Source organism: Roseivirga sp. (assembly GCF_049099775.1).
Taxonomy (GTDB): domain Bacteria; phylum Bacteroidota; class Bacteroidia; order Cytophagales; family Cyclobacteriaceae; genus Roseivirga.
This window is the reverse complement of record NZ_JAGDZM010000002.1, coordinates 216,506-243,500: the sequence shown is the minus strand read 5'-3', so window position 1 is coordinate 243,500 and position 26,995 is coordinate 216,506. Positions and strand designations below refer to the sequence as shown.

Below are 26,995 nucleotides of genomic sequence, written 5' to 3'. Positions count from 1 at the left end.
CATTGTTTCCTGATGGAAAAAACGATATTAGTGTGCAAAATAAAACATTCGACCAGGTCAATGCTTAAGTCTAAAATTTGCCTCACCTTATTCCTCTCGTTAATTGCGGGTCAACTTTTTTCCCAAGATCTTATCATAAAAGATGACCTATTAGAACCTCTTTCCGGTGCCACAATACTTCTTTTACCCGATTCTACGGTGCTAACTAGTGACCAAAATGGGCGAGTTTCCATAAGTAAAACAGAAACCAATCAGGTGACCATTTCATTTGTTGGTTTTACAACTAAGCGTGTTTATCTCACCAAAAGAGCTCAACAAGTGGTGGTTTTGGAACGCTCAGAGCAAAACTTAAATGATGTCGTTGTTGAGGGTTTTTTAGGTAATGTTCCACTTGAAAAACAAGCAGGGTCAATTGCTCGCATTTCATCTAGTGGCCTGAGGCGGTTCGATGAACAGTCACTAGTTAATGCGGTAAATACAATACCGGGTGTAAGATTTGAACAACGCGCTGCAGCCAGTTATCGCGTATCGATCAGGGGAAGCTCCATCCGCTCGCCTTTTGGCGTAAGAAATGTAAAAGTCTATTGGAATGGAATCCCGTTTACAGAACCAGGCGGTAATACTTTTCTTAACCTGCTAGATTTGACCAATGCCTCGAGTTTAGAAATAATTAAAGGGCCTGCTGCAAGTATTTATGGCGCAGGAAATGGTGGCGTCATAAAAATTCAAAGCACAAACCTTTCTGAGCTCGCCAATGCCTCTACTTTTAACGCCACAGTTGGTTCATATGGCATGGTGAAACTGAACGGGGCAAGCAATTTTTTAAATGAAAATAGTAGCCTAACGTTTAAGTGGTCCAGTCAAAAAAGCGACGGCTATCGTGAGCATAACGCTATGGATAGAAACACCTTAGAATTGGACGGGCTGTTCTTTCCAAACGAAAAAAGAACAATATCGACGTCGCTCTTGTATTCGGATTTGTTTTATGAGATACCAGGCGGTTTAAACCCTGATCAGCGGGATGAAAACCCAAGGCAATCACGACCAAATAGTATAGAAAGAAACGCTTCTGTAGCCAATGAGCTCTTTTTATTTAGAGTAGGTCAAGAATATGTAATGGAAAATGGATGGAAAAACACGACGGACATAAGTTTAAGCGCAAGTAAATTTGAAAACCCGTTTATACTTGATTTTAAGAAGGATAATCAACAAGTTTTTTCCGGAAGAACGCTATTTGAAAAGGAATTAACAATAAGTGGAAAACCAGCTAACTGGTCAAGCGGAATGGAATATCAACGCTCTTTTTTCGATGGGAAGAATTTTGGCAATGTGAATGGCGAAGCAGATACTATTCGGTTTGCGGATCAAATTGATTCTAAGCAAAGCATTCTCTTTACGAATTTAAGTTATGATGTAAATGAAGGGCTCAATATTACGGCTGGCCTAAGTAGAAACTCCTTGTCATATGACATTGACAGAACAATAGATAAGATCAATAACAACCCTCAGGGCTTGCTGAAAGAATTCGATGCCGTCTGGTCGCCCAGGCTCGCCATTTCGAAGCGTTTAGGAACTGATTTTTCAGTACATTTTAGCGTTATGAGCGGTTTTTCTCCGCCAACAACGACTGAGGTTAGAACTAATGAAGGAAGTTTAAATAGTGCTTTGCAAGCAGAAAAGGGATTGAATTATGAATTTAATTTCCGTGGTGCTGCACTTAATAACAAACTCTCTTTCGACTTGGCCTTGTTTTATTTCCAGCTCCAAGATGCCATTACAACGTTCACGGATATGAATGGTGTAGTACTTTTTAGAAATGCAGGAGAAACACAGCAAAGGGGAGCGGAGCTTTCCGCCAAAATGAACTGGATAAAGGATGGAGGTTCGGCAATTGCTAACCTGAGCTCAACAATCGCCTATACCTATCATAATTTTGAGTTTGAAGATTACATAGATGATGGTGACGATTTTTCTGGAAACGCATTGCCAGGAACGGCACCCCATGTTGTCAACATTCAAACAGACATAAGCTTCAGAAATGGACTGTATGCTAACCTTACCTATCACTATTCTGACCCTATTCCCTTAAATGATAGCAATACCTTCTTTTCAAATGCGTATAACCTTATGAATCTGCGAATTGGTTATCAAGGAGCCTTTAAAGATGGGTCTCAATTTGAAGTTTTTGCAGGAATAGATAACCTTTTGGACGTTTCATATAGTCTAGGAAACGACCTGAACGCTTTCGGTAGAAGGTATTTTCAGCCAGCAGCTGAACAAAACTACTATTTTGGTATAAAACTGAAACTCAACAATTAACCAATGACATCACCAAGCCCAGAACAAGTTTCTGATTTAATAAGAAATAGAAGATCGCGCTACCCGGCACAGTTTACGGGAGAGCCAGTCGCGGACCATATCATTGAGGACTTGTTAGAAAATGCTAATTGGGCACCAACACATAGGCTAACAGAGCCTTGGCGTTTTGTAGTGTTTTCAGGGGTAGGCCTTAAAACGCTCGCCAAATTTCAGTCAGAGCTTTATAGGCAAGTCGCTTTGGCCAATGGTACTTTCGATGAGGGAAAATTCCAGAAACTAGCTACAAAACCACTGCTGGCTTCTCATATAATCGCGATTGGAATGGTAAGAGATGTGAAAGAATCTGTTCCAGAGGTTGAAGAAATCGCTTCAGTGGCTATGGCGGTACAAAACATGTATTTAACGGCAAGTGCTCACGACATTGGCTGCTACTGGGGTTCAGGAGGAGTGACTTATTATGAAGAGGCTAAACCCTTTTTCGGCCTAAAACCTGCCGATAAATTGTTGGGCTTCCTATACATTGGCAATGTGAATAATGAAAAGAAACCGGTTGGTCGAAGAAAGCCAATTACAGATAAGGTCTCTTGGGTAAAGGGCTAAAAGATCAGCTGCCACCTAAAAGCCCACATCCATTTTAGTGAAAACTGGCTAATCTCAGCCTTTTCCATGATGTTCTTTATGTCATTTCTTCTAAACGATCGCCTAACCGAAAGCGGTGCGTCGTACTTCACCATAGGTGATTTAGAAAATACTTGTGTAAGCAACTTAATTGAATAATAAGCTAACCAATGCCTATGCAGATCATTGATAACCACGCCCTTTTTGGCTTGCACCTTAAACTGATGAAAGATTTTTATGAGTTGGTCATCCTTAAAATGATGGGTAAATAGCGTGCAAAGCACGATATCATATTTATTCTCTTGAAATGATTCACCAAAAATATCCTCTACATGAAAATGGATTTCGGCATATTCGGAACAGTTTTCTTGAGCATACTTTATAATGTTTGGGTTGGCATCGTAACCATGCAACTCGACATTAATCTTGCTTTTTCGAGCCCAATTTGCGACGAGTTTTAAAATGTCACCACCGCCGCAACCGAGATCGGCTATAATCAAAGTCTCCTTTGGGTCATGTCTTTTCAAAAGTTGCAAAATGCCATTAATGGTAACGTAGTTTCCGCCAAGCCACCTGTTAATTGTCTCAAGTTCTCGAAGCGTTTGGTCAATTACCTCTCCACCCGAGTCAAGGTCGTCCATTAATTCATCTTCGTATGCCCTCTGCTTAAACATATTCTAAACTTAATGATTAAATTAAGTCATATGAGGTTATATAGGTTTATATCGATAGCGACAGTAGCCATGTTTGTAAGTTGTTTGAGTCAAGGACAGACAAAGTCACCCAACGAGAAGGCGGAAGAGTTTATTCTAAAAGTTATGCGTGAGTACAAAAACCCAATGGCCTATTATCCTTTGAACAAAGATATCTTTTTACCTACTGAGGAGGAGATCATGAAATCTGAATTAAAATATAGTTATCCCGATAGAGCGGTTGTAATGGGTAGTTTTATCTTCTTGAAAAAGGGCTCAGACTATAAAAGAGAGCTTTTTGTTGATGCTAAAGGCAATAGATTATTCGATAATTATTTATACCCTAATCGGCGCGGCATATCACTGAAAGCAAATTCGGATTTTTTCAAAAAGAAGCAGCAAATGCTCAATGGAAACCCTAACGTCGGTAAGTTTTTACTATTTAATGAGGCCTTTAAAAAGGACTAAACTACTTCTAGTAACATTGATTCTACAGTTAAACCAGGTCCAAAGGCAAGAGAGAGGATTTTCTCTCCCTTATTTTCAGCGTTTAAGCTATTCAAGAGTGTTTTAAGCACAAAAAGCACCGTAGGTGAAGACATGTTGCCATAATTTTTCAAAACGTTTCTACCAGCCCACCCTTTCTCTTTAGTTAAATTGAGCTCTTGTTCAATAACCTCAAGGATTCTTTTGCCACCCGGGTGAAATGCATATTGTTCAATGCTTCCTACAGACGCCTTTACTTTCAGCTTACCTACTAATTCTTTAATCCCCTTTTCGATTAAGTTCGGTACATATGCACTCAACTTCATTTCATAGCCAAAGTTGCCGATCTCCCAAGCCATTTCACCTGCGCCTTCAGTAAATAACTCACTGTGAAAAGCAACAGGTTTTAAGCGGCTTCCTTTCACGTTTTCACCAGAATTTCCTATCAATAAGGCAGCCGATCCATCACCGAAAATGGCGTTTGCAATTAAAGTTTCTTCGTCAGGTTCATTCTGAAAATGGAGTGTACAAAGTTCGGTCGCTACTACGAGCACTTTAGCCGATTCGTTGGCAGCACAAAAGGCCATGGCCGATTTTATACCGACAAAGGCAGCGTAGCAGCCCATAAAATTGATACAGGTTCGCTGAACATCTTTTGCAAGGCCAAGCTGGTTCACCAAGTCGATATCTAAACCAGGCGCATACATTCCTGTGCAACTAATGGTTATTAGGTGAGTAACTTCTTTAACCTCTACATTAGTTTCGTCAAGGCAATTTGAAGCACTTTCCAATGAAAGCTTGATCGCCTCTTTTCTGTAGAAGTCTGACCGCTCTTTGGTGGTAGGAAAAGGGTTAAGTTGATCGTCTTCACTATAAAAAGTCCTCTTTTTAGGGTCTTTTATGGCATAGTCACCAATGGCTGAATACCTCTTTTCAATGCCAGTAGCCCTATAAAGAGCCTTTAAACGGGTAAGGTCTTTGCCAGACAAACCATGAGCCTTTGCCATAAAATCACAAACGTCTGGTTGAGGAATTTCATGTGTTGGAACAGCGGTGCCGATGGCAATTATGGAAGAACTCACATCCTATATTAGTGGTTTTTAAACTAAATTGTTTGCCGAAAGCAGGTATAATGTTCAAAACGTCTAATTGGCTACATCTTAGGGTCCATTTCTCTTATTTTTTACTTCCAATTTATCTATTCGCCTTGTCGATTAGCCCGAACTTAAGTGAAGGTGGATTGTTGTGGATGTTGATTATTCTTCACTTGTTTATTTATCCGGCGAGTAATGCTTTTAATAGCTACTTCGATAAAGATGAAAAGAGTATAGGTGGATTAAAGAACCCTCCCCCTGTCGATAAAAACTTATTCTATTTATCACAACTCTTCGATATACTAGGTTTGAGTCTTAGCCTGGTTTTCTTTCCGGGAAATTATACGCTTTTCTTTATGCTGATCGTTTACATCCTTGCGTCGAGAGCCTATAGTCACCCAATGGTAAGGCTCAAAAAGTATGCGATTATTAGTTGGCTCATTGCGGGCTTTTTTCAAGGAGCTTGGGTTGTTTGGATTGTATTTATTGGTCTAGATGACTTTAGCTTCAATCAAATATTTAAGCCACATGTTATAATCCCAGGACTTTTAGCTTCTGCCATACTTTGGGGTTCTTACCCAATGACACAGATTTACCAACACGAAGAAGATGCTAAAAGAGGAGATATAACATTATCCATCAAGTTAGGAACCAAAGGCACTTTTATCTTTACAGGGGTATTCTTTGCTTTAGCTAGCCTTGGCTACTTCTTCTATTTCCGAGAATACTTCGATGTCAAATATGGGTTCATATTCCTTGGAGCTATGGCTCCGGTAGTACTTTACTTTTCGTGGTGGTTTATGAAAGTTTTAAAAGAGGCATCGCTTGCCAACTATACCAATACTATGCGACTGAATTGGATCTCGGCTACATGTCTTGGTGGTTTTTTCCTTTATCTGTTCCTAGATTCATCGCATGTACTTTCTGTTGTCGGTGTCTATTAGAAAGGATCTCCGTGCGTATTTTTCATAATGCGATAAGCAAATGCTTTTGAATTTTTCATTAACCACACAGCTATCTCAGATGTGATGGCAGAACCGAATAATTTTTGAGTATTTCTGCCAACTCTGAGACGCTTGCTAAAAGTAGTTTTCCACTCACTTGAATATTCTCTTTCTAGCTTATCTCTTTGAAGCCTATTGCCTTTAAAATTTCTATCAATACAATCAGATAGAATCTTTGCAGAGTGTATGGCCATAGCCATTCCGTTGCCACAAAGTGGGGTAATAAGCCCTGCCGTATCTCCACTCATAAGAACATGTTGTTCTACACTTTTTTTAGGGGCGAATGAAAAAGCATTGATCACTTCAGGGCGTTCAAAAAGAAATTCAGAGTTATCATAAATATCCTTCAGGTAAGGGTTTTTCCTAACAACATTGGCTTCCATAGCTTCAATTGATCCGTATTTACGAAGCATTTCTCTACTGCCTAAGTAGCATAAATTGAATTTATTTTCTTCTATAGCGCTTATGCCGCAGTAGCCACTTTCAAAATTATGTAGTGCGATTTTGTCTTTCGGAAAGTCAGTTTTAATGTGGTATTTCACCCCAATGAAAGGAGCATTTTTATGTGTAAACCCTCGGTTGAGTTTTTTGTCTAGCCCCCCCGTTTTTCCATAAGCACCAATTACTAATTGGCTTTCGAAAGAGGATGTATTTGTGCTTAGATGAAATCTATCCCCATCAAAGTTAATATTGCTCACACTGGTCTTGGTGTGTACGTTAACACCAGATTCAAGAGCTTTTTGATATAAAAAGAGGTCGAGGTTATACCGGCTTATTCCAAACCCGCCTAGATCTAGCGGTAGCTCGAAACTTTTGCCCTTTAGAGAGGTGAATTGGAAGCTTTTCAATTGAGAAGGCTCAAATCTGTCAGGAAAAAGACCATGTGCTTCTAGGAAAGGCTTTACTTCGTTGGAAATATACTCACCGCACACTTTATGATAGGGATAATCCCTTTTTTCATAAAGCGTAACGTTAAACCCTTTTCTACTTAACAAAATAGAACTAACTAAGCCCGCTAAGCCACCACCAATGATTGTAATTTGTTCCAATTCAGACGTTTATAAGGCTACTCTGACCATTTAAATAAAAGGTAAAATGGTCAATAAAAATTGAATTAAGTTTATAAGTCGATAACAACACATATTTTCCAAAAATCTAAGCAAATGAAAATTAGAAATTTAAGATCAACAGCATTCTTTGTCTGTTTATTTTCTGCTTTCATGCTTTTTGCTGTAAACCCAGCAGATGCGCAGAGTAGAAGAAAGAAAAAAGAGGCTGCCGCTAAAGCAGCAGAAGCGGCAAAGGCTGCTCAAACTGCCAAGAAAAAGCCAGCACCTAAAAAAGGAGCTATTCAGCCTTTTGATAAGGTAATTACAAAAGAGGCTAAAACGGATGAAGGGTTATTCAATGTTCATACACTAGACAAGAAGTATTTCTTCGAGATTCCAAATGACATGCTCGGTAGAGAAATGTTAATGGTTACTCGTATCGCTAAAACGGCCTCAGGCATAGGTTTTGGCGGAGGTAAAACCAACACTCAAATGTTAAGGTGGGAAAGAGTTCAAGATAAAATCTTGCTTAGAGTAATCTCAACTACAGTTACTGCCGATGATGATCTTCCGATTAGCGAAGCGGTAAACAATTCAAATTTACAGCCGATTCTTGCAGCCTATGATATTAAAGCACTATCAAAGGATTCTTCAGGAGTTGTTATTGATGTTTCTTCACTTTTAACAAGTGACGTTAAGCCTTTAGGTTTACCACAAAGAAACAGAACTCAGTATAGAGTAACTAGGCTGGACAACTCTAGGTCTTATGTTGTAAGAGCTAGCAGTTACCCTGAAAACATTGAGTTAAGACACGTAAAAACTTATTTTGCTTCTAACTCACCTTCTAGTAGGGCTGATGGCTCTATCACAGTGGAAATGAGTAACTCTATGGTTCTTCTTCCAGAAGAGCCTATGCAAAGAAGACTTTTCGACGAACGCGTTGGATGGTTTGCAAGAGGAACTACGGATTATGGTATGGATGTACAACAATCCAAAACAATCAGATACCTAGACAGGTGGAGACTTGAAGTAAAGGACGAGGATTTGGCGAAATTCCGTAGAGGAGAGCTCGTTGTACCTAAGAAACAAATTGTATACTACATTGACAGAGCGACACCTAAAAAATGGGTACAAGCGATTAAAGATGGTATAGAAGATTGGCAAGTTGCTTTTGAAGCTGCAGGTTTCAAAGATGCAATTATTGCAAAAGAAGCACCAAGCAAAGAAGAAGATCCAGATTGGAGCCCTGAAGATGTAAGATATTCTACAGTAAGATACTTAGCCTCTCCGATTCCTAACGCAAACGGACCTCACGTAAGTGATCCACGTTCTGGAGAAATTTTAGAAAGTGATATTAACTGGTATCACAATGTAATGACACTACTCAGAAGATGGTTTTTTGTTCAAACCGCAGCAATTAACCCTGATGCTCAAAGACCAGAATTTGATGATGACGTAATGTCTCGATTAATTCGTTTCGTATCATCTCATGAAGTAGGCCACACATTAGGTTTACCACATAACTTTGCTTCAAGTAATGCTTACCCAGTAGATTCATTACGATCTGCGGAATTCACTAAAAGAATGGGTACGGCACCGTCAATCATGGACTATGCTCGATTTAACTATATCGCGCAGCCAGAAGACAAAGGCGTTGCCTTAATGCCAAACGTTGGTATTTACGATAAGTATGCTATCGAATGGGGTTACAGACCAATTTTGGATGCTGATTCTCCAGAAGATGAAGTTCCTACTTTAAGAAAGTGGATCGAAGACAAAAATGGAGACCCACTATATAGGTTCAACCAAGGAGATTATACTGCTCAAACGGAAGACCTTGGAGATGATGCCATGAAAGCAAGTGCCTATGGTATAGCTAACCTTAAGCGTATTATGACCAACCTTCGCGATTGGACTTACACACCAGGTTCTGATTACAGTGAGCTTCGTGAAATGTATGGTGAAGTTGGTTCTCAGTTCAACCGCTACATGGGCCATGTAGGAAGCTACTTAGGTGGAGTTAAGAAAGAAACAAAGACTGCTGATCAAGAGGGTGTAATTTATACGCATGCTCCTAAAGCCAAGCAAAAGGAAGCAGTAATGTTTATTGCCGATAACTTATGGAACACGCCTAAATGGATGTTGGATAAGGAAATTCTTGGTAGACTTCAAGAGTCTGGTGCTGTTGAATCTATGCGTGGCCGTCAGGTGCGCGCCTTAAATTCAATGCTTGAGTGGAGAAAGCTAGGTAAGCTTATTGAAAATGAAGCTTTAAATGGTAATGATGCTTACAAGATGACTGAGCTTTTCACCGATGTGAGAAATTCAATCTGGTCAGAACTTAGAAGAGGAAATACCATTGATAACTATAGAAGAAGTTTACAGAGAGCTCATATTGAGCGCCTAGAGTTGCTGATGACTGGCGAAATGCCTCCAGTACCTGCTCAGTTCAGACAATTCTTCGGTCCTGGTGTTGACGCAAGTCAATCGGACATCAGACCGGTAGTGAGAGCTGAATTAAAGACACTTCAGTCAAGAGTTAGAGCGGCTATACCGAGAACTTCTGACAGAATGTCGAAGCTTCACTTACAAGATGCTTTAGAGAGAATTAATAACATACTTGACCCTAAATAAGCGGTCAGTACAAGTCATAAAAAAGCCCTTATCGATTTCGATAAAGGCTTTTTTTATATCAGCTTCTTAAGGACTAAATCTTTTTTGTAGAGCTCCCCTTTCCGTTTGATAACAATGGAAAGTTTCGACCCTGCTTCTCCTCTTAAAAACCCGTTGATATCAGGGAAAGAATAAAAGAAAATAGGCCTTCCTTCTATAGATATGATTTCATCTTCTGGAAGAATGCCAGCGTTATCGGCAGGAGAATTAGGTATAATTCTAGAGACATAGAATTGTTTTGATTCTTCACCTTCAGAAATAAAAGTAAACCCTGCAGTATTAAATTTAAAAGGGTCTCTGTATTCGCGGAGCTTCTTCATATACACCACCGAATTGTGATAATCGAATATCACACTGAACCTTGAAAGAACATCGGAACCTATTGTTCCAGAACGTGTAATCTCACGGCCTTTCATACCTACTTCACGCTTTACCTGCCAGTTGTCGGGATAAGAAGTTACTACTCTTTTAAAAACAAAGTTTTTACCGAATTTCAACCTTTTAATACGGCCAACCTTGCCTTCCATAATACCAGATAAGCTACTGCCAAGCGCATGTTCTACTGTTTTATCCGGTAGGTTGATCTTTTCATTTCTTTGTTCGTCAAGAAAAAGCGCACTGCTCGCACCAGTATCGATCAGTAGGTTTAAGTCTAATTTCTTTTCGCCCTTTTGTTTTATGTTGGCTTGAATGTACGGTCTGAAGTCTTTGACTACAATATCTAGTTTTTTGTATCCCTTAGGTGCTTTGAATTTAGCTGGTTCGTAAAGTCTGAGTTTTTCATTTTTATAATCGATTTCCACGACGAAGCGATTGAACAGTTCAGAACCGAGTACACCATGCGCTTGTACTCCAAGTATATTCTCAATGTTGATACTGTTCTCTTCTAAAACTAACATAGACTGCTGCTCAGCATTTATCCCCTTCATTTGGATATCGATATTGTTAGCTACTAAAAGGTCTGTGATCTTATTACCATCTTGGGCATAAACAGGAACAGTTCGAGCATTCACAAGGTTGTTTTCTGCAATTACAAATCTATCGAAGATCATTCCCGATTCAGAACCTGTATCGAGTATGAAATTGAATGGCCCTTCTCCATTGACTAGAATTGGTATAACAATGAGGTTACTCTCATCTTTAAAGCTCATTTCTACATACTGTTTCCCATCATCGAATGAGAAGCCAAGGGGGTTTTGAGCAAATATTTGTAAGGAGAGAAATAACGCAGGCAGTACCAGTAAATACCTCATAGACTATGATTTGGTTGATAAAGAGCTAGCGCTCACATACATATAACACTAACGAGCCATAAGTCCCCTTAGTTTTACTGAAATATTCTTCGATATACAGGTTTACGATACAAGAACTGTAAAACTAAAAGTGGGTACAATAGAACTGTCATTAATTTATTGCCCGCTTGGTATTCTATGTCATCTATAATTTCACACCCTTTTCCTTTCGAGACAAGTTTATGGTGATGTTTCCAGCTAGAAAATGGAAAAGGAAGCATAACGCCTTCATCAATAAACTCAAAACTTTGTTCAGTTTCTTTGTCGAATGTGATTTCACTGATCCACTTTTGTTTGGCGATCAAAAAATTCAATTCTAGCGCTACAAAATCACCTTTAAGGCTTCCGTCGAACCGGAGGAGTTTGACCCTGGGAAATGGTGGGTTTAACTTTAAGAATAAATCTTCAGTGAACCCTGCTTTTACCGCTGATACAGGTTTTGCTACTTCTGTGGCTACTCTAATTCGCATAGAGTGATAACTTCAAATTCAATTTATTGTTGGCTACAATGTCTTGTTTGTATGTTGAACGAATGTTCGTAAATTCATTTGAATTCACCTCTTCAATTAACTGTGCATACGCTAAAACCTTTGACCAGGCTGCTGGTCGTTATATTTCTATTCATATCCCTTCCGGGTAGAAATGTTCAAGCACAAGAAAGAACAATCAAGACTAAATACGAATTTGGCACCCCTGAATTATCAGCGGCTCAACAACTTTATAGAGAACAGCGCTATAATGAAGCACTTGATGCTTATCAATCAATTTTGGATAATGCACTTAGAGCCACCAATTGGGAAGAGGCAATTTTTACCATGGAAAAAAAGGCTTTAACCTTAAGAAGATTGAGTATGGACAATGAAGTTATTGCTGTCTTGGATGAAGCGATAGGTTTAGCATTAGAGCACTTGCCCAAGGGACATTTTCTAGTAGCTCGGCTTTATTATACTAGGGGTACCACGGACCACAATAAAAGGAACTTTTATAATGCTAGGTCTTATATCGATACTGCGCTTAATTATTATAATGCAGCCACAACATATGATTCAAGTACCCATTATAGAATTATAGAATACAGGTACTATTCGAATCAATATTCAGAGGCGGATTCAGATACTTTAATGAGTTATTTAACTGATTTAGTAGAGCTTGAAGAGTTAAGGCAGAAGGTAAGGACTAACCCCAATAGGATGCTTCAGTTGTTGGAAGGGTATTCTACTATCTATGTTCAAAAAGGTGATTTCGAGCAAGCTTTAGCCTACGCCATTAAGTCTTATAAATATGCTATCGAGAACAGGGCTCAAGTATCTAATCAATATTATGTTGAAGCTTTGTACGCCTTGACTCAAGTCCTTTATAGAAAAAAAGAGTACCAGAAAGCCTTAGAAATTGGTCTTAAGGCTTTGCCAATAGCCGAGAACACACCTCGATCAGAAATGCCTGAATACTATTCTTTGAATAACCTAATGGGTTTACTCTTGAATGCTATGGGTGAGTACGATAGTGCCTTGCCTTATTTCAAAAAATCGGAGGATATTCCCTTTGAAAAAGGAGAGGCTTTTCAGAGACGTAATAAAAAGGCTTTCTATGCTCAGGTACTAATGAACATAGGTATTTGTTATCAAAATTTAGGACTGACTGAATTGGCAAAAGACAACTTTGAAGAATCATTAAATACTCGAAAACAAATTGTATCATTTCCGAGTCCGGACTTTCAGAATAATTATGAGTTCTTAGGCGATTTTTATTTTAATCTTTCTGAGTTTGATCAGGCGCTGTTATCATATGACTCTGCTTTAAGAAATGGTCTATTCAATTACACAGGGGATCTGTTTTCATTCCCGGAAAGTGACGAAATGGCTTTTTCATATCAAGATTTGAGAACAGTGGAAAGAAAGACAGCAAGTATGAAAGAGGTGGCACTAACCAACCCAAACCCAACCAATTCATTGTCTAGTACAAAAGAGTATGTAGAACGCTTACATGGCCTCTTAATTCAGAACCGCAAGGACTTGTTAGCTACAGAAGGTAAACTATTCTTAAGTCAGAATTTTAAGTCATTGTATGAAACGGGGATTGCAGTATGTTTTGAGCTTTTCAAAATTACTAAAGATGAAAGTTATATTACTCAAGGATGGAAGTTTGCAAAACAAAGCAAGGCCGTTCTGTTTTTAGAACAATCGTCTGAATTTGAATGGGTAAAAAATGATGCTTTACCAATAGAAATTAAAGAGCTCTTTTTTAGTTCTAAAACAAGAGTAGAGGATTTACAAAATGAATTTTATCAGCTAATAGATAATTCAGTTACAAGTGACTCTATACTTCTTATCAATGATAAACTTCTTGAGGCTCGCATTGAAAACCAAGAGCTTAAAGACAGTATTGAGTTAGTTGCCAATTCAATAGCCCCAGATGACTTAGTGTTTCAAGAGTTTTTACGGAATAATAATGAGGTGGATATTTCTCCTGACCAGGCGTTGATAGAATACTTTTATGGCGAAGATTTCATTTATGTCTTCGGTAAAGGCAAAAGCTCAATATCATTTCAAAAAGTCCCAATTAATAGACGGGTAGAAGAGTCGCTGGAATCCGTAATTAGAATAACTTCTAAACCACCAACTGCTGATCAAATGGAGGAGCAGTTCAATTCGTTCAAAGTGAACTCTAACTATATATTTAAATCATTGGTTGAACCTACTTTAAAGGCATTGGAAAAAGGGATAAACCATTTGATTGTTGTCCCTGATGAGTTTCTTTCACGAATTCCATTTGGGTCTCTTTTAATAAATAGCGGACAAGAAAGTTATGGGTTTAATGACTTAGAATATCTTTTAAGGTCTTATAGTATTCAATACCTCTTATCTTCTGAATTGTACCATGGAGAGTTTTTGAAGCGTAAAGCGGAGAATGAGATTTTAGGAGTTGGATATACCTCCAATCAAAACTCAAATGGTAGTTATGGTTATCTCTCAGGTACGGTTAAGGAGATTAATTATTTAGAATCTTCATTCGAAGGTAAATATCTTCTAGGAGATGAAGGGACAAAAAAAGAGTTCTTGAAATCAGCTTCTAATTACGATATTCTTCACTTAGCTATTCATGGAAAAGCAGATAGTGCTAATAGATATGAGTCAAGCTTAATCTTTAATGGTGAGATATCGCAAAACACTTTAAATACTAATGATTTATACTTGGCAGGTATGCAGGCAAGGCTTGCTGTTTTAAGTGCATGTGAAAGCGGCCTAGGGGTTATAAATAAAGGAGAAGGCACTTTTAGTATTGCACGCGGCTTTGCTTTAGTAGGAATCCCGTCAGTGGTTATGAGCCTTTGGCAAGTAAACGATAAAGCGACTTCTGTGCTTATGGTGGATATGTATGAAGGCTTTATTAATGAAGGTAATTCTATCAATGAGTCATTAAGAAATGCTAAGCTCAAGTACCTTTCAGAAGTAGACCCATATCAATCTCATCCGTATTATTGGTCAGGGTTTTTACAATTAGGAGAAGATTTAAAATACGATGGTAAAAATGAGGTGAGTGATAAGCTCTGGGTTGCGCTTGTGGCGTTTATCATTCTTTTAGCTCTTTACCTTAAATTTAATAAAAAGAAAAAGGGCTAAATAGCCCTTCCTCTCGCGTGTATATGTGTGTAATAAAAATTCGTATTATATTACTTTATCTAGGATAAAGGCCCAGCCTTTACCTTTCTTCCCTTTTGCTCTTTTCAGTATCCAAAACTCTACTAGATCGCCTTCTTTCAGGCCATCGATAGGTTCTTCATTGTGGAATCGATAAAGTGAATTTGTTTTGAAGTCAACGACGACTCCGTATTGAACTTGTCTTTTGCCGAGCATAGAACCATCAGGTGCGTCCACATCATCAGGATCTAAATTTACTGTTTGGGTACCTCCATTTTCTGCAGTCTCAGAAAGGTCGAAACCTAAAGATTCTAATGCCTGTTTACTTTTTGACTTGTAAAAACCTTTTTTCGAGGCCAAAGAAACAAGTGTTGAAAGAGCTTCTTCTTCTTTTTCAATATTCAAAAGAGTTAAGCTGATAAACCACTTTGATTGATCCTTGTATGTAGAAAAATTATTCAACGTGGTATTCAAATTTTTAAGAGCAGCATCATAATTGCCTATTTCTATATTGGCGATTCCGTTATAGAAATAGCTTTCAGCTGTTTTTTCAACTTCGAGTAAAGACTCAAATTTTTCAACGGCCAAAGCAAAGTTGCCGGTTTCGTATGCATTGTAAGCTTGGGCCGATAAACTTGAGTTATCCATCGCCTCGCCCCTTGTTTGTCCATTTAGCGCGTTGTACGTTGTATAATACTCTGTAAAAACATCTTGCGGGTTCGGTTGTCCGTTCCCAATTAAAAGGTAGCTGGCTGATATCAGTAGTATCAAGCTAGCCGCCACGGTAAGCACTCTTTTCATAGCAGTCTGGTTATTAGTCGGTAATTCTTCGGTTAAGGAATCCTCTATGTCAGTAAATAGGGATTTTAATTCTTTTCGTGCTTCAATTTTCACTGCATATTTGATCTCTTTGATCTCTTGAAATTCTTGATTGAACTCAGGGTCATTAGCCAAACGATCGTTAAATTCTTTCAACTCGTTTTTGTCAAGTTCATTTGAAAAATATCTGTCAATAAGATCGAAATTGCTCATGAAAATTTTACGCTATAATTGATTCTTAATTCTTTGAAGACACTTGTACTTCAAATTTTTTACCGTGTTTCCGTTTTTGTACTTCATTACTTCTGCAATCTCTTCGTTCGTTAGATTATTGAAGTAAAAAAGCTTTAATATTTCGCTGCAGGGAAACCCTAATTCTGAGACTAACTTTTTGATTTTCTCAACTCTAATTTCTTTCTCGTGATTTTCTTCTTCTAGTTCATCGAAAATCTCTTTTTGTTCTTCAAGTTCTTCTTGATATGAAACTTTAGATTTTTTTCGACTGTCTGCTAGAAGCTTATTCTTTCCGATAGAATAGAGGTAGGTTTTGATTCCTGCATCATTCATTTTTTCAAATGATTCTTCTAGGACGTTTTCGTAGAAGGACAAAATTGAGTATTGGTAAATATCTACTGCTTCGTCTTCTGTGCACTTGTGCGTATAAGTAATCCACTTAATAAAGCTTACTCTATACTGCTTATAAATATCTTCAAGCGCATTGCGATCACCATTTCTGAGCCGCAAGACCAGCGAGTTCACACTCATTCTGTCAATCTTTAGTGATTAGGGAGATAAAAGGTCACCCAAAAGAGTAAGTTTTTTTTAAAAAAAATTCATCGTTCCAGTCAAATCTGCCAATGTATTACCTAAAAGGCAAAAAAATCATGGAATATGGACATTAGAAAAAAAATAATTGCGACGAAGGAAAAAATTTTGTCAAGAAGGGTGACATTGTGTTCCTTCAATCACTAATTACTTACAGAAGACTATAAAGTCATGGGTGCAAAGTCGTATTTCTTGGTAGATAACAAGATCCAACCGATGGACGAAGAGTTCAACGAAGAGGTATCTAAAGTTGAAACCGTAGCCAATCAAGTGTTGGAAGGAATTTCGATTTTAATCATCGACGACAACCCTATCAATCTTATTGTTGCGGAGAAAACCCTTAGAAAATTTGGTGCTAAATCTATTAAGGCTTTATCAGCGAAAGAGGGTATTCAAAAATATAATGCATCTCAGCCTAGCTTGATTCTAATGGATTTGCATATGCCAGGAATAGATGGTTTCCAAGGCACAGCCCTTGTTCGTGAAACAGAGAAGTTTCAAAAGAACAGTATTCCTATACTTGCTTATACTACTTATGCCTACGATGAGGTGAAAGCCAAAATTGAAGAGCACAATCTTGATGGTTATATCGGAAAGCCTTTTACTCAAGGTCAAGTTTTTGAAACTATCATGTCGGTGTTAAGCATTAAGTCTGATTCAAAACAGGCTTAATTCACCAATTCCGAAATCAAATTCATCTTCCCCTTCCTAGTCATTGTTAATTAATAGGCCAAAGCGTATTTTTGGCAAAACGTTATCTAATGAATCAGGACAAAGTCATCTTCGACCTCATCTCTAAAGAAGAAAAAAGACAAACCGAAGGTATTGAGCTAATCGCTTCAGAAAACTATGCTTCGTCAGAAGTAATTAGTGCCATGGGATCGGTTTTAACCAATAAATATGCTGAAGGGCTCCCGGGCAAGCGATATTATGGTGGTTGTGAAGTGGTGGATGAAATCGAAAACATTGCGATTGACCGCGTTAAGGAGCTTTTTGGAGCTACTTGGGCAAACGTTCAGCCACATTCAGGAGCTCAAGCTAATGCGGCTGTTATGTTGGCCTGCCTTAATCCCGGAGATAAAATTCTAGGCTTTGATTTGTCGCATGGTGGTCACTTGACCCATGGTTCAACTGTAAACTTTTCTGGAAAACTTTATCAACCCTTCTTTTATGGTGTTGAGAAAGACACAGGGCTGATTGATTGGAATAAAGTGGGTGAAATAGCCCGTAAGGAAAAGCCGCAGATGATTATTTGTGGAGCATCTGCCTATAGCCGAGACTGGGATTATGCAGCGTTAAAAGATATTGCAGAAGAAGTGGGAGCTATTCTGTTGGCTGACATCTCACACCCTTCAGGCTTAATTGCAAGAGGCCTGCTCAATGATCCTCTGGCACATTGTGATATTGTAACTACAACTACACATAAGACATTGAGAGGCCCAAGGGGCGGGCTTATCATGATGGGCGAAGATTTTGAAAACCCTTGGGGTCACAAGACCATGAAAGGTCAAGTGAAAATGATGTCTCAGTTATTAGATGGAGGCGTATTTCCAGGAACACAAGGAGGGCCACTCGAACATGTTATTGCTGCAAAGGCAGTCGCGTTTGGCGAAGCCCTTAGCGATAACTATATGGAATACGTTTTGCAAGTGAAAAAGAACGCTTCCGTTATGGCTGACGCATTCGTGAATAGAGGCTACGACTTAATTTCTGGCGGAACAGATAACCACCTTATGCTAATTGACTTGAGGTCTAAAGGTTTGACAGGTAAGATTGCTGAGAAAGCATTGGGCTTAGCGGATATTACCATCAATAAGAACATGGTTCCTTTCGATGACAAATCTCCCTTTGTTACTTCAGGAATGAGAGTTGGAACGGCAGCTATTACCACAAGGGGTATGGTAGAATCGGATATGGAGAGAATTGTGGACTTTATCGATAGCGTTTTATCAAATGCTGAAAACGCTTCACATATTCAAAAGGTTAAACAAGAGATTAACCAATGGATGAACCAATACCCTTTGTTCAAATCTTAAAGTGGCATTAGATCAAATATCAGACTCGCCAGAAGAGGAAATGGGATTCCTCGACCACCTAGAAGAACTTAGGTGGCACCTTGTACGTGCGGTAGCGTCTGTACTTGTGTTTTCAGTCATAGCCTTTTTCTTCAAAGACTTCATTTTCGATGTCCTCATCTTGGGTCCTACGGAAAGTAATTTTTGGACGTATAGAATGCTTTGTGAACTTTCGACTGTTCTGGATACCCCAGCTTTATGCTTAGAACCCTTCGAAATGGATATTCAAAATAGAAATATCACGGGTCAGTTCGTTTGGCATATTAAGTCTTCACTTGTGGTTGGTTTATTAATAGCGTTCCCTTATGCTTTTTGGGAAATATGGCGATTTGTTAAGCCGGGTTTAAGAAGCAATGAGAAAAAAGCATCACGAGGTATCGTATTTGTAGTAACTGTCCTCTTTTTATCAGGAGTAGTTTTCGGATATTTTATTGTTACACCGCTGAGCTTTAACTTTTTACAAAATTACATGCTCAGCCCTAAAATTGATAACAACTATGACCTGTCCAATATCATAGGCATGGTGGCAACACTCTCATTGGCGTGTGGATTAATGTTTCAATTACCGGTAGTCACCTACATTCTATCTAAAGCAGGAATTGTCACGCCGAAATTGATGCGAAGCTATAGACGTCACTCATTTGTAGTAATTCTGGTAATATCAGCCATCATTACGCCTCCAGATGTAATGAGCCAAGTGTTAATTGCATTACCACTTACTTTCCTCTATGAAGTAAGTATACTCGTTTCAAAGAGGATCGAGCGTAAAAGAATAATAAGAGAACAAGAAGAAGCCTTATGAAAAAAGTTGGAATAGGTGGCGACCATGCCGGTTTTGAATACAAAGAAAAAGTGATCGCTTTTTTGAAAGATCAAGGTTTTGAAGTGACAGATTTTGGCCCTAGTACTACCGACTCAGTTGACTATCCTGATTATATCCATCCTATGGCTGATGCTATTGAGAAAGGTGAATTGGATGGTGGCATTGCAATTTGTGGTAGTGGAAATGGTGTCTGCATGACAGCTAATAAACATCAAGACATTAGAGCCGCCTTAGTTTGGAATACTGAACTCGCAGCACTAGCACGTCAGCATAATAATGCCAATGTAGTATGTATTCCCGCTCGTTTCGTTGATTATGATCTTGCTGAAAATATGGTGAACACCTTCATTACTACTGCATTTGAAGGAGGAAGACACGAAAGACGCGTGAATAAAATCAGCTGTCAGTAAATCACTAAAAGTGTAGCGACGGCACTTCCCATAAGAGCAATAAAAAGTAACTCCGACAATAGATTCTTCTTGATTGAAGTCAACATTTTAGTGGTGAAATAAGCCATTGGAAGCGTTAGAATAGTCAAGCCACTTAAGTTAGCATCTCCAAAAATTGCAAATAGAGCAATCCCAAAAAATCCAAGCCAACTCATCGCCTTCTGAACCATTATTTGGTGGTTAGTCATACCTAGGCCAGAAAAACCTTGAATGGTGGCAATTATTGAAAGCCCCAAGCCGAGCCCAAAAACAGTCAATCCATTATTGAGCCCTTCGCCTAAGACCTGAGCATATACGATTTGCTGAAACAAGTCATTTGTAAACTCAGCCCCTTTATCTAGAAAAAGAAACACCACCCAAGAGATTAAGAAAGGTAATACAAAGCCCCAAGTCATTAAAAAGTACCGTCGAGTGATGGTGCTAGAATAGAATAAGTAGATAATGACGATTAAGAGGTAAAACCAGAAATACGGATAGAAGAACAAGCCGGCCAGACCAACTGTAAAACCTGTAGTAATAATATTCTCTTCAGACCCTTTATACTTGATATGAAAGAATAAATGGTTTAAGCTAAAAATAATGAAACTGCTGCCAATAAGAGCAGGGCTCAAAAAATAGAACTTTGGCGAAGCACTCATCAAAATAATGAGTACGGCCGCCGGTAAAAAGGAAGACTCTTCAAAAGAGGAATTTCGTATGAATATTGAATTGAGAAGGATGCTATTGAACAGAATGAGTAAAGCGGCTAATATGATACTGAAAATTGGCGAACCTAGTGATTCAATACCAATAAATGTTAGGTCGGAAAGTGGTCCGGAATGCGTGAAGAAAGGATTTAGAAGATCGTTAGCGCCAGAACGTAAAGAGGTATAATTCGCGTCTTTCAGCAAGGATTGACCTAAACTTGAGAAAAGAAAAAACCCAATACGAGTGACGAGTAGAATAAGTACTAGCCCAATAATGCGGAAAGGATCGTTCTTCTTAAAATAACTTAACAATGTGCCTCGTTTAACTGGCTACAAATAAGCTAAAAATTGCGCTGGAAGGAAAATCAATAATTATATCAGATATTTGCAGCATGGCAGGTAGCAAAAGGCAGCAACAGTTTTCTAAACTCATTCAAAAAGAAGTGAGTCACATCTTTACACAAGAGTTTTCTGCGGAGTTTTTAGGAAAACTAGTGACAGTAACTGACGTATCGATGAGTCCAGACTTAGGACTAGCCCGTTTGTACATCAGTGTGTTCCCGATTAATGCTGCTGAAAGTGTGATTGATTTCCTGAACAGTGTGAAACCAAGAGTAAGAGGGAAGCTCGGAAGATCTATTGGAAAAGATGTTAGAGTAATTCCAGAGTTGGCGTTTTTCTTGGATACAACGGCCGAAACAGGCTCAAGAATGGACTCTATCATCAACTCACTTGAAATTCCTGACGATAAAGAATCAGAGGAAGATTGAACGTTTCTACATTCATAGCGAAACGGTACTTTTCATCAAAAAAGTCTAAGAACTTTATTCAAATCCTGTCATGGGTATCTATGGTTGGCGTGGCCATCGGTACGATGGCCCTTATCATTGTGCTTTCAGTTTTCAATGGTCTTGAAGATGTACTTCGATCAGTTTATCAAACTTTCGACCCTGATTTAAAAATCGAATCAGTGAAAGGAAAGTCGTTTGAAGTCAATGCTGATCTATTTGCGCAGCTAGAAAGTCTAGAGGGTGTGAGTTCTTCCGCAGGTGTAATTGAAGATAATGCCCTTGTAACCTATCGCGATCAGCAAGTCGTGGTAAGGATTAAAGGAATCGAAGATTCATACTTAAAAGCGAATAAACTCGACACATTTATGCTAGAAGGAGAGCTTAAACTCGAAGAGGGCACTGAGAATTTCGCTATTCTAGGGGCAGGTGTAGCTTATGAATTGGGGGTTTTACTGGGAAGCGATATGTATGATATCCAAATCGTATATCCAAAAAAACTGAGACCAGGTACCGCTCCAGGGCTTAACGCTGTGAGAAAAGTGCGCCTTAAACCAGCGGGTGCTTTTAGCGTTGAAGCAGCTTATGATGAGACATTAGTTTTTGTGCCCTTGAGAGCCGCTCAACGTGCAATGGATTATAAAAACAGAAGAACGTCCATAGAGCTTTATTTGAATGAAGGTGCCAGCCTAAGAAAGGTAAAAGCCACGGTAAAAGAATTCCTAGGGGCCGATTTCAATGTGCTCGATAGCGACGAACAACATGCTGAGCTTCTGAGAGCCGTTAAAATCGAGAAGCTTTTTGTTTACATAGGACTTACTTTTATTACGCTGATCGCCTCTTTCAATATCTTCTTTTCTCTTTCCATGCTGGCTATTGAAAAACGAAGAGATATTTCCATTCTTTTTGCCGTAGGCGGAACCAAGCAAATGGTGAAAGGAATCTTTCTTAAGCAAGGCATTATCATTGCCTTTGTAGGTTGTATTATTGGTCTTTTCTTGGGCTTAACCTTTTGTATTCTGCAGCAAGAATTCGGCTTAATCGGATTGGGCATGTCCTCTTCAGTTGTAAATGCCTATCCGGTGAAAATTGTCTGGTTAGACTTCCTATTGGTCGGTTTTAGTATTTTCATCATTACCATTCTTACCGCTTATCGCCCTGCGGTTTTAGCCTCGAGAGTAAATCCTATCGCACATTTAGATTAATTGAAATTTACTTCGAGATAAGTGTTCTCACTTTAGAAGAAATCTTTAATTTGCGAATCGCCCAAGATTCAAATGAAGGTCTCAACAGCTCAACCGTTCCAATTAATTTACTCGCTTTTTCAGCATGAGTACCTTGGCTATTTGTTCGAGTCATTTGTTATTCAGTTAGACGAGAAAGGAAGGCTCACGCTTCAGCATCAAAACATCTCATCAAAGAATGCCAACGAGTTTGGCAAAGACCTCGATGAAAGAGACTATGAGTTAATAAAGCTAATGGACGAAATGCAGCAAGAGGCCATCGTTCTGAAGTTTTACAAACAAAAAGTTAAGCCTGCCGAATTTTTCTTTAAGGTATATGACAAAGAAAAGGGAGACAAAGCCCTGCAAGAAACCATACACCAATACTTAGAACATAGAAGAGCCAAGATTCTTGACTTGCTTGACGGTAAAATGATCTTTGAAATGGGTAGGGATGGCGAACCTACATGGAAACAAATACAGTGGGAAAAAGAAAAGGCTACTGTCCTCTTCCATTTCAGAAGAAACGAAGAAAACACCCACTATTTTCCTACCATGAAGCACCAAGGCGAAAAGGTAGAGTGGCAATACAACGGATCGTACCTCATTTGTCATGAACCTGCTTGGCTGATTGTAGGAAACAAATTGCTTCGCTTTGCTAAAAACGTCGATGGCAAAAAACTTAAGCCCTTCTTGAACAAGAAGTTCATTGTAGTGCCAAGGAAAGTTGAAGAGACTTATTACGAGAAATTCGTCACCCAATTGGTAGCCTCTTTTGATGTTTATGCCAAAGGCTTTGATATAAATACAGAGCGATTTCCAGTAAAACCTGTCATTTCCTTTTCGGAACTTGTGCAAGCAACTAATGGAGAACTTTTCGATAGCAGATCTAAAGCAAATGACCCAAATGCTGATGAAAGCAAGATCCTTTTTAAGATAGGTTTTGACTATGGCCCCTATGAATTTGGATATGAAGCAGCTCCTAATTCTTCTGTTAAACTGGAGAAAAAGGATGACAACTACGTATTTCATAAAGTTAGGCGCGATGGTGATCATGAGATAGACCTTGTAAAAAAGCTTCAAGAATCAGGGTTGAAGTTTCAGAATGGAAGAGTGTCAATGGCTAGAGGGAAAGCGTTCACATGGCTTAGCGAAAATGCAGACCTCTTAGAAGCAAACGATATTAGCGTTCGCCAAACAGACGATGAGCGTAAGAAGTATTTTATAGGAGAATCTTCTTTAGAAATTAAGGTAAATGAGAGTATTGACTGGTTCGATATTCATGCCATAGTAAGGTTCGGTGATTACGAAATACCTTTCAAAGAACTTCGTAAGCTCATCAACAAGAAAACCAAGGAAATTACACTGCCAAATGGGCAAATTGCTGTAATTCCAGATGCTTGGTTGACAGACTATGCAGAGCTTTTCGCCTTTATGGAGGAAGATGATAATGGTCAGAACCTCAGGCTTAAAAAGCACCATCTCTCTTTAATTCAAGACTTAACGAATGGGAAACTGGCCCAAGTCACCATGGATAGAAAGCTTCAAAAGCTACATGGCTTTGAAGAAATTGAAGACTATAAATTACCTGATGAGTTTAAAGGAGAATTAAGGCCGTATCAGAAGGCAGGATATAACTGGATGCGTTTCTTAGCCGACTATAGCTTTGGCGGGTGTCTTGCCGACGACATGGGTCTGGGTAAAACCGTGCAGACTTTGGCACTTCTACAATCACAGAAGAAGGATGGTGTAATTTCCCCTTCTCTTTTGGTTATGCCCACCTCCTTAATATACAATTGGCAAATTGAAGCCTCTAAATTTACACCAAACCTGAAAACGCTTGTTTACACGGGAGTTCAGCGCAACAAAAATCCAGAAACTTTTGCAGATTACGATTTGGTGATCACTTCCTATGGCATCACAAGAATCGACATTGACATACTTAGCACATTCTATTTCAATTATATCATTCTAGATGAATCGCAGGCCATTAAAAACCCTGATTCACGTATAGCAAAATCAGTAGGAAAATTAAAATCGAGACATAGACTAATTCTTACGGGTACACCTTTAGAGAATAGTACCATGGATTTGTGGTCTCAGTTGAGCTTTATTAACCCGGGTTTACTTGGGGATGAGAAGTACTTTAAAAACGAGTTTCAATTACCGATCGAGAAAAAACATGATATCGAGAAAACGCGCAAACTCAATGTCATAATTAAGCCCTTTATACTTCGGCGTCAAAAATCTCAAGTAGCCAAAGACCTTCCTGAGAAAATTGAGAACATTAAGTATAGCGAAATGTCTGATGAACAGGCAGAAAAGTACGAAGAGGTTAAATCTTATTATCGTAATAAAATTCTTGAAACTATTGAACAAAGTGGTATCAAGAAATCGCAGCTTCTTTTGCTTCAAGGGTTAACAAAACTGAGACAAATTGCCAACCACCCACAAATGGTTGAACCCGGGTATGAGGGCGAATCAGGGAAGCTTGAAGACATTCAATACATGATTGAATCAGCCTTGAGCGAAGGACATAAAATCTTAATATTCAGTCAGTTCGTTAAGCATTTGAGTATCGTTAAATCGTATTTTGACAAAGAAGGGCTAGCGTATGCTTACTTAGATGGTACCACAAAAGATAGGCAAGGGCAGGTAGATAACTTCCAAAATAATAAAGACATAAAGCTCTTCTTAATTTCCCTGAGAGCAGGTGGTTTAGGCCTAAACTTGACAGAGGCAGACTATGTATTTTTACTCGATCCTTGGTGGAACCCTGCCATAGAAGAGCAAGCCGTAGACCGTGCCCATAGAATCGGCCAAAAGAATACCGTTTTCACCTATAAATTTATCGCTCGAAATACTGTCGAGGAGAAGATTTTGGCTTTACAAAAGAACAAGTTGAAATTAGCTTCTGACTTAATTACCACAGAAGAAAGCTTTATTAAGAAACTTACATCATCAGATATTTCGGAGTTATTAGCATAGCCTGCAAACTCAATATCAGTTATATTCATGTGAAATGGCCAAAGTAAAAAGTACATATATCTGCCAAAATTGTGGCGCAAATTCGGCCAAATGGATAGGCAAGTGTCCTTCGTGCAATGAATGGAACACTTATGTAGAAGAAGTCATTGAAAAAACTGATCCTGCTAAAACTTCTTGGCGGAATGATGATAAACCCACAACTCGACAAAAACCAATCAACGTAAAAGCTATTGAGAAAGGCTCTGAAAAGAGGTTGGTAACCAAAGATGCAGAGCTCAACCGCGTTTTAGGCGGAGGAATTGTAGCAGGCTCTTTGGTGCTTATCGGTGGTGAGCCAGGCATAGGCAAATCAACACTTATGCTACAAGTAGCATTGAGCGCATCCAACACCAAAGTACTCTATGTATCAGGAGAAGAAAGCCAGCAGCAGATCAAAATGCGTGCTGAACGAATCGGCGTTGGAACGGATAACTGCTTCATTCTTTCCGAAACGAGTACTCAAAATATATTCAGCCAAGTAAAGGAAATGTCACCTCAGGTGCTGGTGATCGATTCTATTCAAACACTTCATACAAACCGTATAGAATCAGCTGCAGGTTCAGTTTCTCAAGTAAGAGAATGTACCGGTGAGCTCATGAAGTTTGCGAAAGAAACCAATACGCCAGTTTTCCTAGTAGGTCACATTACAAAAGACGGCAGTATCGCCGGACCAAAAATCTTGGAGCACATGGTTGATACTGTGCTGCAGTTCGAAGGAGATAGACATTTGACCTATAGGATTCTTAGAACCGTAAAAAACAGGTTTGGCTCTACGTCGGAACTTGGGATTTACGAAATGCAAGAAACAGGTTTAAGACAAGTATCAAATCCGTCGGAAATTTTAATCTCACAGCGCGCTGAAGATTTGCCCGGTGTCGCTATTGGGGCAACAATTGAAGGGAACAGGCCTCTTATGATCGAAATACAATCTTTAGTCAGTACGGCAGCTTATGGTACGCCTCAGCGAAGCACTACAGGTTTTGATGGGAAAAGGCTGAACATGCTTTTGGCAGTTTTAGAAAAGCGAGGAGGCCTTAGGTTCAATGCTCAAGACGTTTTTTTGAATGTTGCGGGAGGAATTAGGATAGAAGAACCTGCATTAGACCTAGCGGTTTGTGCCTCACTAGTTAGCTCATATCACGATATATCCATTTCTGAGAAAGTCGCATTTGCCGCAGAAGTTGGTTTGGGAGGAGAGATTCGAGCAGTGAATAGAATTGAAAGCAGAATCTCCGAAGCCGAAAAACTTGGTTTTGAAACGATCTATATCTCGAGATACAACACAAAAGGACTCGACCTCAAAAACTTCAATATTACCATTAAGCCCTTCGGTAAACTCAAAGATGTTTTTGAAGACCTTTTAGGCTAAAGCGCTTTAATATTTAATAAGAGGGAACGATCTGACGGCTACAGAG

At 39.0% G+C, this 26,995-nt stretch carries 22 protein-coding genes; 14 read left to right on the top strand and 8 right to left on the bottom strand.

Annotated features, from left to right (window positions below; all coding sequences use genetic code 11):
- Positions 1-60 precede the first annotated feature (60 nt).
- The gene (locus JXQ92_RS03370) at positions 61-2,319 is read left to right on the top strand and encodes a TonB-dependent receptor (RefSeq protein ID WP_421985169.1); all 2,259 of its coding nucleotides are present in this window, start codon (positions 61-63) and stop codon (positions 2,317-2,319) included.
- 3 nt (positions 2,320-2,322) lie between these two features.
- Positions 2,323-2,919: a nitroreductase family protein gene (locus tag JXQ92_RS03365; RefSeq protein WP_421985168.1), complete on the top strand. Its 597-nt coding sequence runs from the start codon at positions 2,323-2,325 to the stop codon at positions 2,917-2,919.
- Here JXQ92_RS03365 and JXQ92_RS03360 read toward each other — a convergent pair.
- Positions 2,916-3,611, bottom strand: coding sequence for a methyltransferase domain-containing protein (locus tag JXQ92_RS03360; protein WP_421985167.1), 696 nt, complete (start codon positions 3,609-3,611; stop codon positions 2,916-2,918). The genes JXQ92_RS03365 and JXQ92_RS03360 overlap by 4 nt on opposite strands.
- Positions 3,612-3,641: 30 nt before the next feature.
- Here JXQ92_RS03360 and JXQ92_RS03355 point away from each other — a divergent pair, with 30 nt between their 5' ends.
- A complete protein-coding gene (locus JXQ92_RS03355) occupies positions 3,642-4,097 on the top strand; it encodes a hypothetical protein (protein WP_421985166.1) in 456 nt (151 codons plus the stop codon).
- Here JXQ92_RS03355 and JXQ92_RS03350 read toward each other — a convergent pair.
- Positions 4,094-5,197, bottom strand: coding sequence for a type III polyketide synthase (locus JXQ92_RS03350; RefSeq protein WP_421985165.1), 1,104 nt, complete (start codon positions 5,195-5,197; stop codon positions 4,094-4,096). The two genes, JXQ92_RS03355 and JXQ92_RS03350, sit on opposite strands and share 4 nt — an antisense overlap.
- 50 nt (positions 5,198-5,247) lie before the next feature.
- On the opposite strand from JXQ92_RS03350, the gene JXQ92_RS03345 reads away from it, so the two are divergent.
- A complete protein-coding gene (locus tag JXQ92_RS03345) occupies positions 5,248-6,153 on the top strand; it encodes a UbiA family prenyltransferase (RefSeq protein ID WP_421985164.1) in 906 nt (301 codons plus the stop codon).
- Here the strand turns inward: JXQ92_RS03345 and JXQ92_RS03340 are convergent.
- Positions 6,150-7,262: an NAD(P)/FAD-dependent oxidoreductase gene (locus JXQ92_RS03340; RefSeq protein ID WP_421985163.1), complete on the bottom strand. Its 1,113-nt coding sequence runs from the start codon at positions 7,260-7,262 to the stop codon at positions 6,150-6,152. The two genes, JXQ92_RS03345 and JXQ92_RS03340, sit on opposite strands and share 4 nt — an antisense overlap.
- A 114-nt stretch (positions 7,263-7,376) precedes the next feature.
- Between JXQ92_RS03340 and JXQ92_RS03335 the strand changes: the two genes are divergently transcribed.
- Positions 7,377-9,896, top strand: a complete 2,520-nt coding sequence (locus JXQ92_RS03335; RefSeq protein WP_421985162.1) for a zinc-dependent metalloprotease — start codon at positions 7,377-7,379, stop codon at positions 9,894-9,896.
- Between the two features lie 53 nt (positions 9,897-9,949).
- Here JXQ92_RS03335 and JXQ92_RS03330 read toward each other — a convergent pair whose 3' ends face one another.
- Positions 9,950-11,188: an aspartyl protease family protein gene (locus JXQ92_RS03330; RefSeq protein ID WP_421985161.1), complete on the bottom strand. Its 1,239-nt coding sequence runs from the start codon at positions 11,186-11,188 to the stop codon at positions 9,950-9,952.
- Positions 11,189-11,262: 74 nt separating this feature from the next.
- Positions 11,263-11,697 (bottom strand): SRPBCC family protein, encoded by a 435-nt coding sequence (locus JXQ92_RS03325; protein ID WP_421985160.1) that lies wholly within the window; start codon positions 11,695-11,697, stop codon positions 11,263-11,265.
- Positions 11,698-11,817: 120 nt separating this feature from the next.
- On the opposite strand from JXQ92_RS03325, the gene JXQ92_RS03320 reads away from it, so the two are divergent.
- A complete protein-coding gene (locus tag JXQ92_RS03320) occupies positions 11,818-14,847 on the top strand; it encodes a CHAT domain-containing protein (RefSeq protein WP_421985159.1) in 3,030 nt (1,009 codons plus the stop codon).
- 45 nt (positions 14,848-14,892) lie between these two features.
- Here the strand turns inward: JXQ92_RS03320 and JXQ92_RS03315 are convergent, their stop codons facing one another.
- Both JXQ92_RS03315 and JXQ92_RS03310 read right to left on the bottom strand, forming a co-directional pair.
- Entirely contained in the window at positions 14,893-15,897 is a 1,005-nt protein-coding gene (locus tag JXQ92_RS03315) for a hypothetical protein (protein ID WP_421985158.1), read from the bottom strand.
- A 12-nt stretch (positions 15,898-15,909) separates the two neighbouring features.
- Positions 15,910-16,449, bottom strand: a complete 540-nt coding sequence (locus tag JXQ92_RS03310; RefSeq protein ID WP_421985157.1) for an RNA polymerase sigma factor — start codon at positions 16,447-16,449, stop codon at positions 15,910-15,912.
- A gap of 231 nt (positions 16,450-16,680) precedes the next feature.
- Between JXQ92_RS03310 and JXQ92_RS03305 the strand changes: the two genes are divergently transcribed.
- The 4 genes from JXQ92_RS03305 (at position 16,681) to rpiB (ending at position 19,817) form a co-directional block, all read left to right on the top strand.
- The gene (locus JXQ92_RS03305) at positions 16,681-17,181 is read left to right on the top strand and encodes a response regulator (protein WP_421985156.1); all 501 of its coding nucleotides are present in this window, start codon (positions 16,681-16,683) and stop codon (positions 17,179-17,181) included.
- Between the two features lie 89 nt (positions 17,182-17,270).
- A complete protein-coding gene (gene glyA, locus JXQ92_RS03300; protein ID WP_421985155.1) occupies positions 17,271-18,545 on the top strand; it encodes a serine hydroxymethyltransferase in 1,275 nt (424 codons plus the stop codon).
- Position 18,546: 1 nt separating this feature from the next.
- Complete coding sequence (tatC, locus tag JXQ92_RS03295; RefSeq protein WP_421985154.1) at positions 18,547-19,386, top strand: twin-arginine translocase subunit TatC; 840 nt, start codon at positions 18,547-18,549, stop codon at positions 19,384-19,386.
- Positions 19,383-19,817, top strand: a complete 435-nt coding sequence (rpiB, locus tag JXQ92_RS03290; protein ID WP_421985153.1) for a ribose 5-phosphate isomerase B — start codon at positions 19,383-19,385, stop codon at positions 19,815-19,817. Before tatC ends, rpiB begins: the two co-directional genes overlap by 4 nt.
- Here the strand turns inward: rpiB and JXQ92_RS03285 are convergent.
- On the bottom strand, positions 19,811-20,854 hold the full coding sequence (locus JXQ92_RS03285) for a hypothetical protein (RefSeq protein ID WP_421985152.1): 1,044 nt from the start codon (positions 20,852-20,854) through the stop codon (positions 19,811-19,813). The genes rpiB and JXQ92_RS03285 overlap by 7 nt on opposite strands.
- Before the next feature lie 80 nt (positions 20,855-20,934).
- Here JXQ92_RS03285 and rbfA point away from each other — a divergent pair, with 80 nt between their 5' ends.
- The 4 genes from rbfA to radA all read left to right on the top strand — a co-directional run bounded on the left by rbfA (position 20,935) and on the right by radA (position 26,949).
- Entirely contained in the window at positions 20,935-21,312 is a 378-nt protein-coding gene (gene rbfA, locus JXQ92_RS03280; protein ID WP_421985151.1) for a 30S ribosome-binding factor RbfA, read from the top strand.
- A complete protein-coding gene (locus JXQ92_RS03275; protein ID WP_421985150.1) occupies positions 21,309-22,535 on the top strand; it encodes an ABC transporter permease in 1,227 nt (408 codons plus the stop codon). Before rbfA ends, JXQ92_RS03275 begins: the two co-directional genes overlap by 4 nt.
- A 72-nt stretch (positions 22,536-22,607) precedes the next feature.
- Positions 22,608-25,541 (top strand): DEAD/DEAH box helicase, encoded by a 2,934-nt coding sequence (locus tag JXQ92_RS03270; protein ID WP_421985149.1) that lies wholly within the window; start codon positions 22,608-22,610, stop codon positions 25,539-25,541.
- A gap of 34 nt (positions 25,542-25,575) precedes the next feature.
- Positions 25,576-26,949, top strand: a complete 1,374-nt coding sequence (gene radA, locus JXQ92_RS03265; protein ID WP_421985148.1) for a DNA repair protein RadA — start codon at positions 25,576-25,578, stop codon at positions 26,947-26,949.
- Positions 26,950-26,995: the final 46 nt, after the last annotated feature.

What these genes read in the sequence shown, in the direction of transcription:
- JXQ92_RS03370 (WP_421985169.1), top strand. Translation starts at nt 61, where the DNA reads ATGCTTAAGTCTAAAATTTGCCTCACCTTATTCCTCTCGTTAATTGCG.
- JXQ92_RS03365 (WP_421985168.1), top strand. Translation starts at nt 2,323, where the DNA reads ATGACATCACCAAGCCCAGAACAAGTTTCTGATTTAATAAGAAATAGA.
- JXQ92_RS03360 (WP_421985167.1), bottom strand. Translation starts at nt 3,611, where the DNA reads ATGTTTAAGCAGAGGGCATACGAAGATGAATTAATGGACGACCTTGAC.
- JXQ92_RS03355 (WP_421985166.1), top strand. Translation starts at nt 3,642, where the DNA reads ATGAGGTTATATAGGTTTATATCGATAGCGACAGTAGCCATGTTTGTA.
- JXQ92_RS03345 (WP_421985164.1), top strand. Translation starts at nt 5,248, where the DNA reads ATGTTCAAAACGTCTAATTGGCTACATCTTAGGGTCCATTTCTCTTAT.
- JXQ92_RS03335 (WP_421985162.1), top strand. Translation starts at nt 7,377, where the DNA reads ATGAAAATTAGAAATTTAAGATCAACAGCATTCTTTGTCTGTTTATTT.
- JXQ92_RS03330 (WP_421985161.1), bottom strand. Translation starts at nt 11,188, where the DNA reads ATGAGGTATTTACTGGTACTGCCTGCGTTATTTCTCTCCTTACAAATA.
- JXQ92_RS03325 (WP_421985160.1), bottom strand. Translation starts at nt 11,697, where the DNA reads ATGCGAATTAGAGTAGCCACAGAAGTAGCAAAACCTGTATCAGCGGTA.
- JXQ92_RS03315 (WP_421985158.1), bottom strand. Translation starts at nt 15,897, where the DNA reads ATGAGCAATTTCGATCTTATTGACAGATATTTTTCAAATGAACTTGAC.
- JXQ92_RS03310 (WP_421985157.1), bottom strand. Translation starts at nt 16,449, where the DNA reads ATGAGTGTGAACTCGCTGGTCTTGCGGCTCAGAAATGGTGATCGCAAT.
- JXQ92_RS03305 (WP_421985156.1), top strand. Translation starts at nt 16,681, where the DNA reads ATGGGTGCAAAGTCGTATTTCTTGGTAGATAACAAGATCCAACCGATG.
- glyA (WP_421985155.1), top strand. Translation starts at nt 17,271, where the DNA reads ATGAATCAGGACAAAGTCATCTTCGACCTCATCTCTAAAGAAGAAAAA.
- rpiB (WP_421985153.1), top strand. Translation starts at nt 19,383, where the DNA reads ATGAAAAAAGTTGGAATAGGTGGCGACCATGCCGGTTTTGAATACAAA.
- rbfA (WP_421985151.1), top strand. Translation starts at nt 20,935, where the DNA reads ATGGCAGGTAGCAAAAGGCAGCAACAGTTTTCTAAACTCATTCAAAAA.
- JXQ92_RS03270 (WP_421985149.1), top strand. Translation starts at nt 22,608, where the DNA reads ATGAAGGTCTCAACAGCTCAACCGTTCCAATTAATTTACTCGCTTTTT.
- radA (WP_421985148.1), top strand. Translation starts at nt 25,576, where the DNA reads ATGGCCAAAGTAAAAAGTACATATATCTGCCAAAATTGTGGCGCAAAT.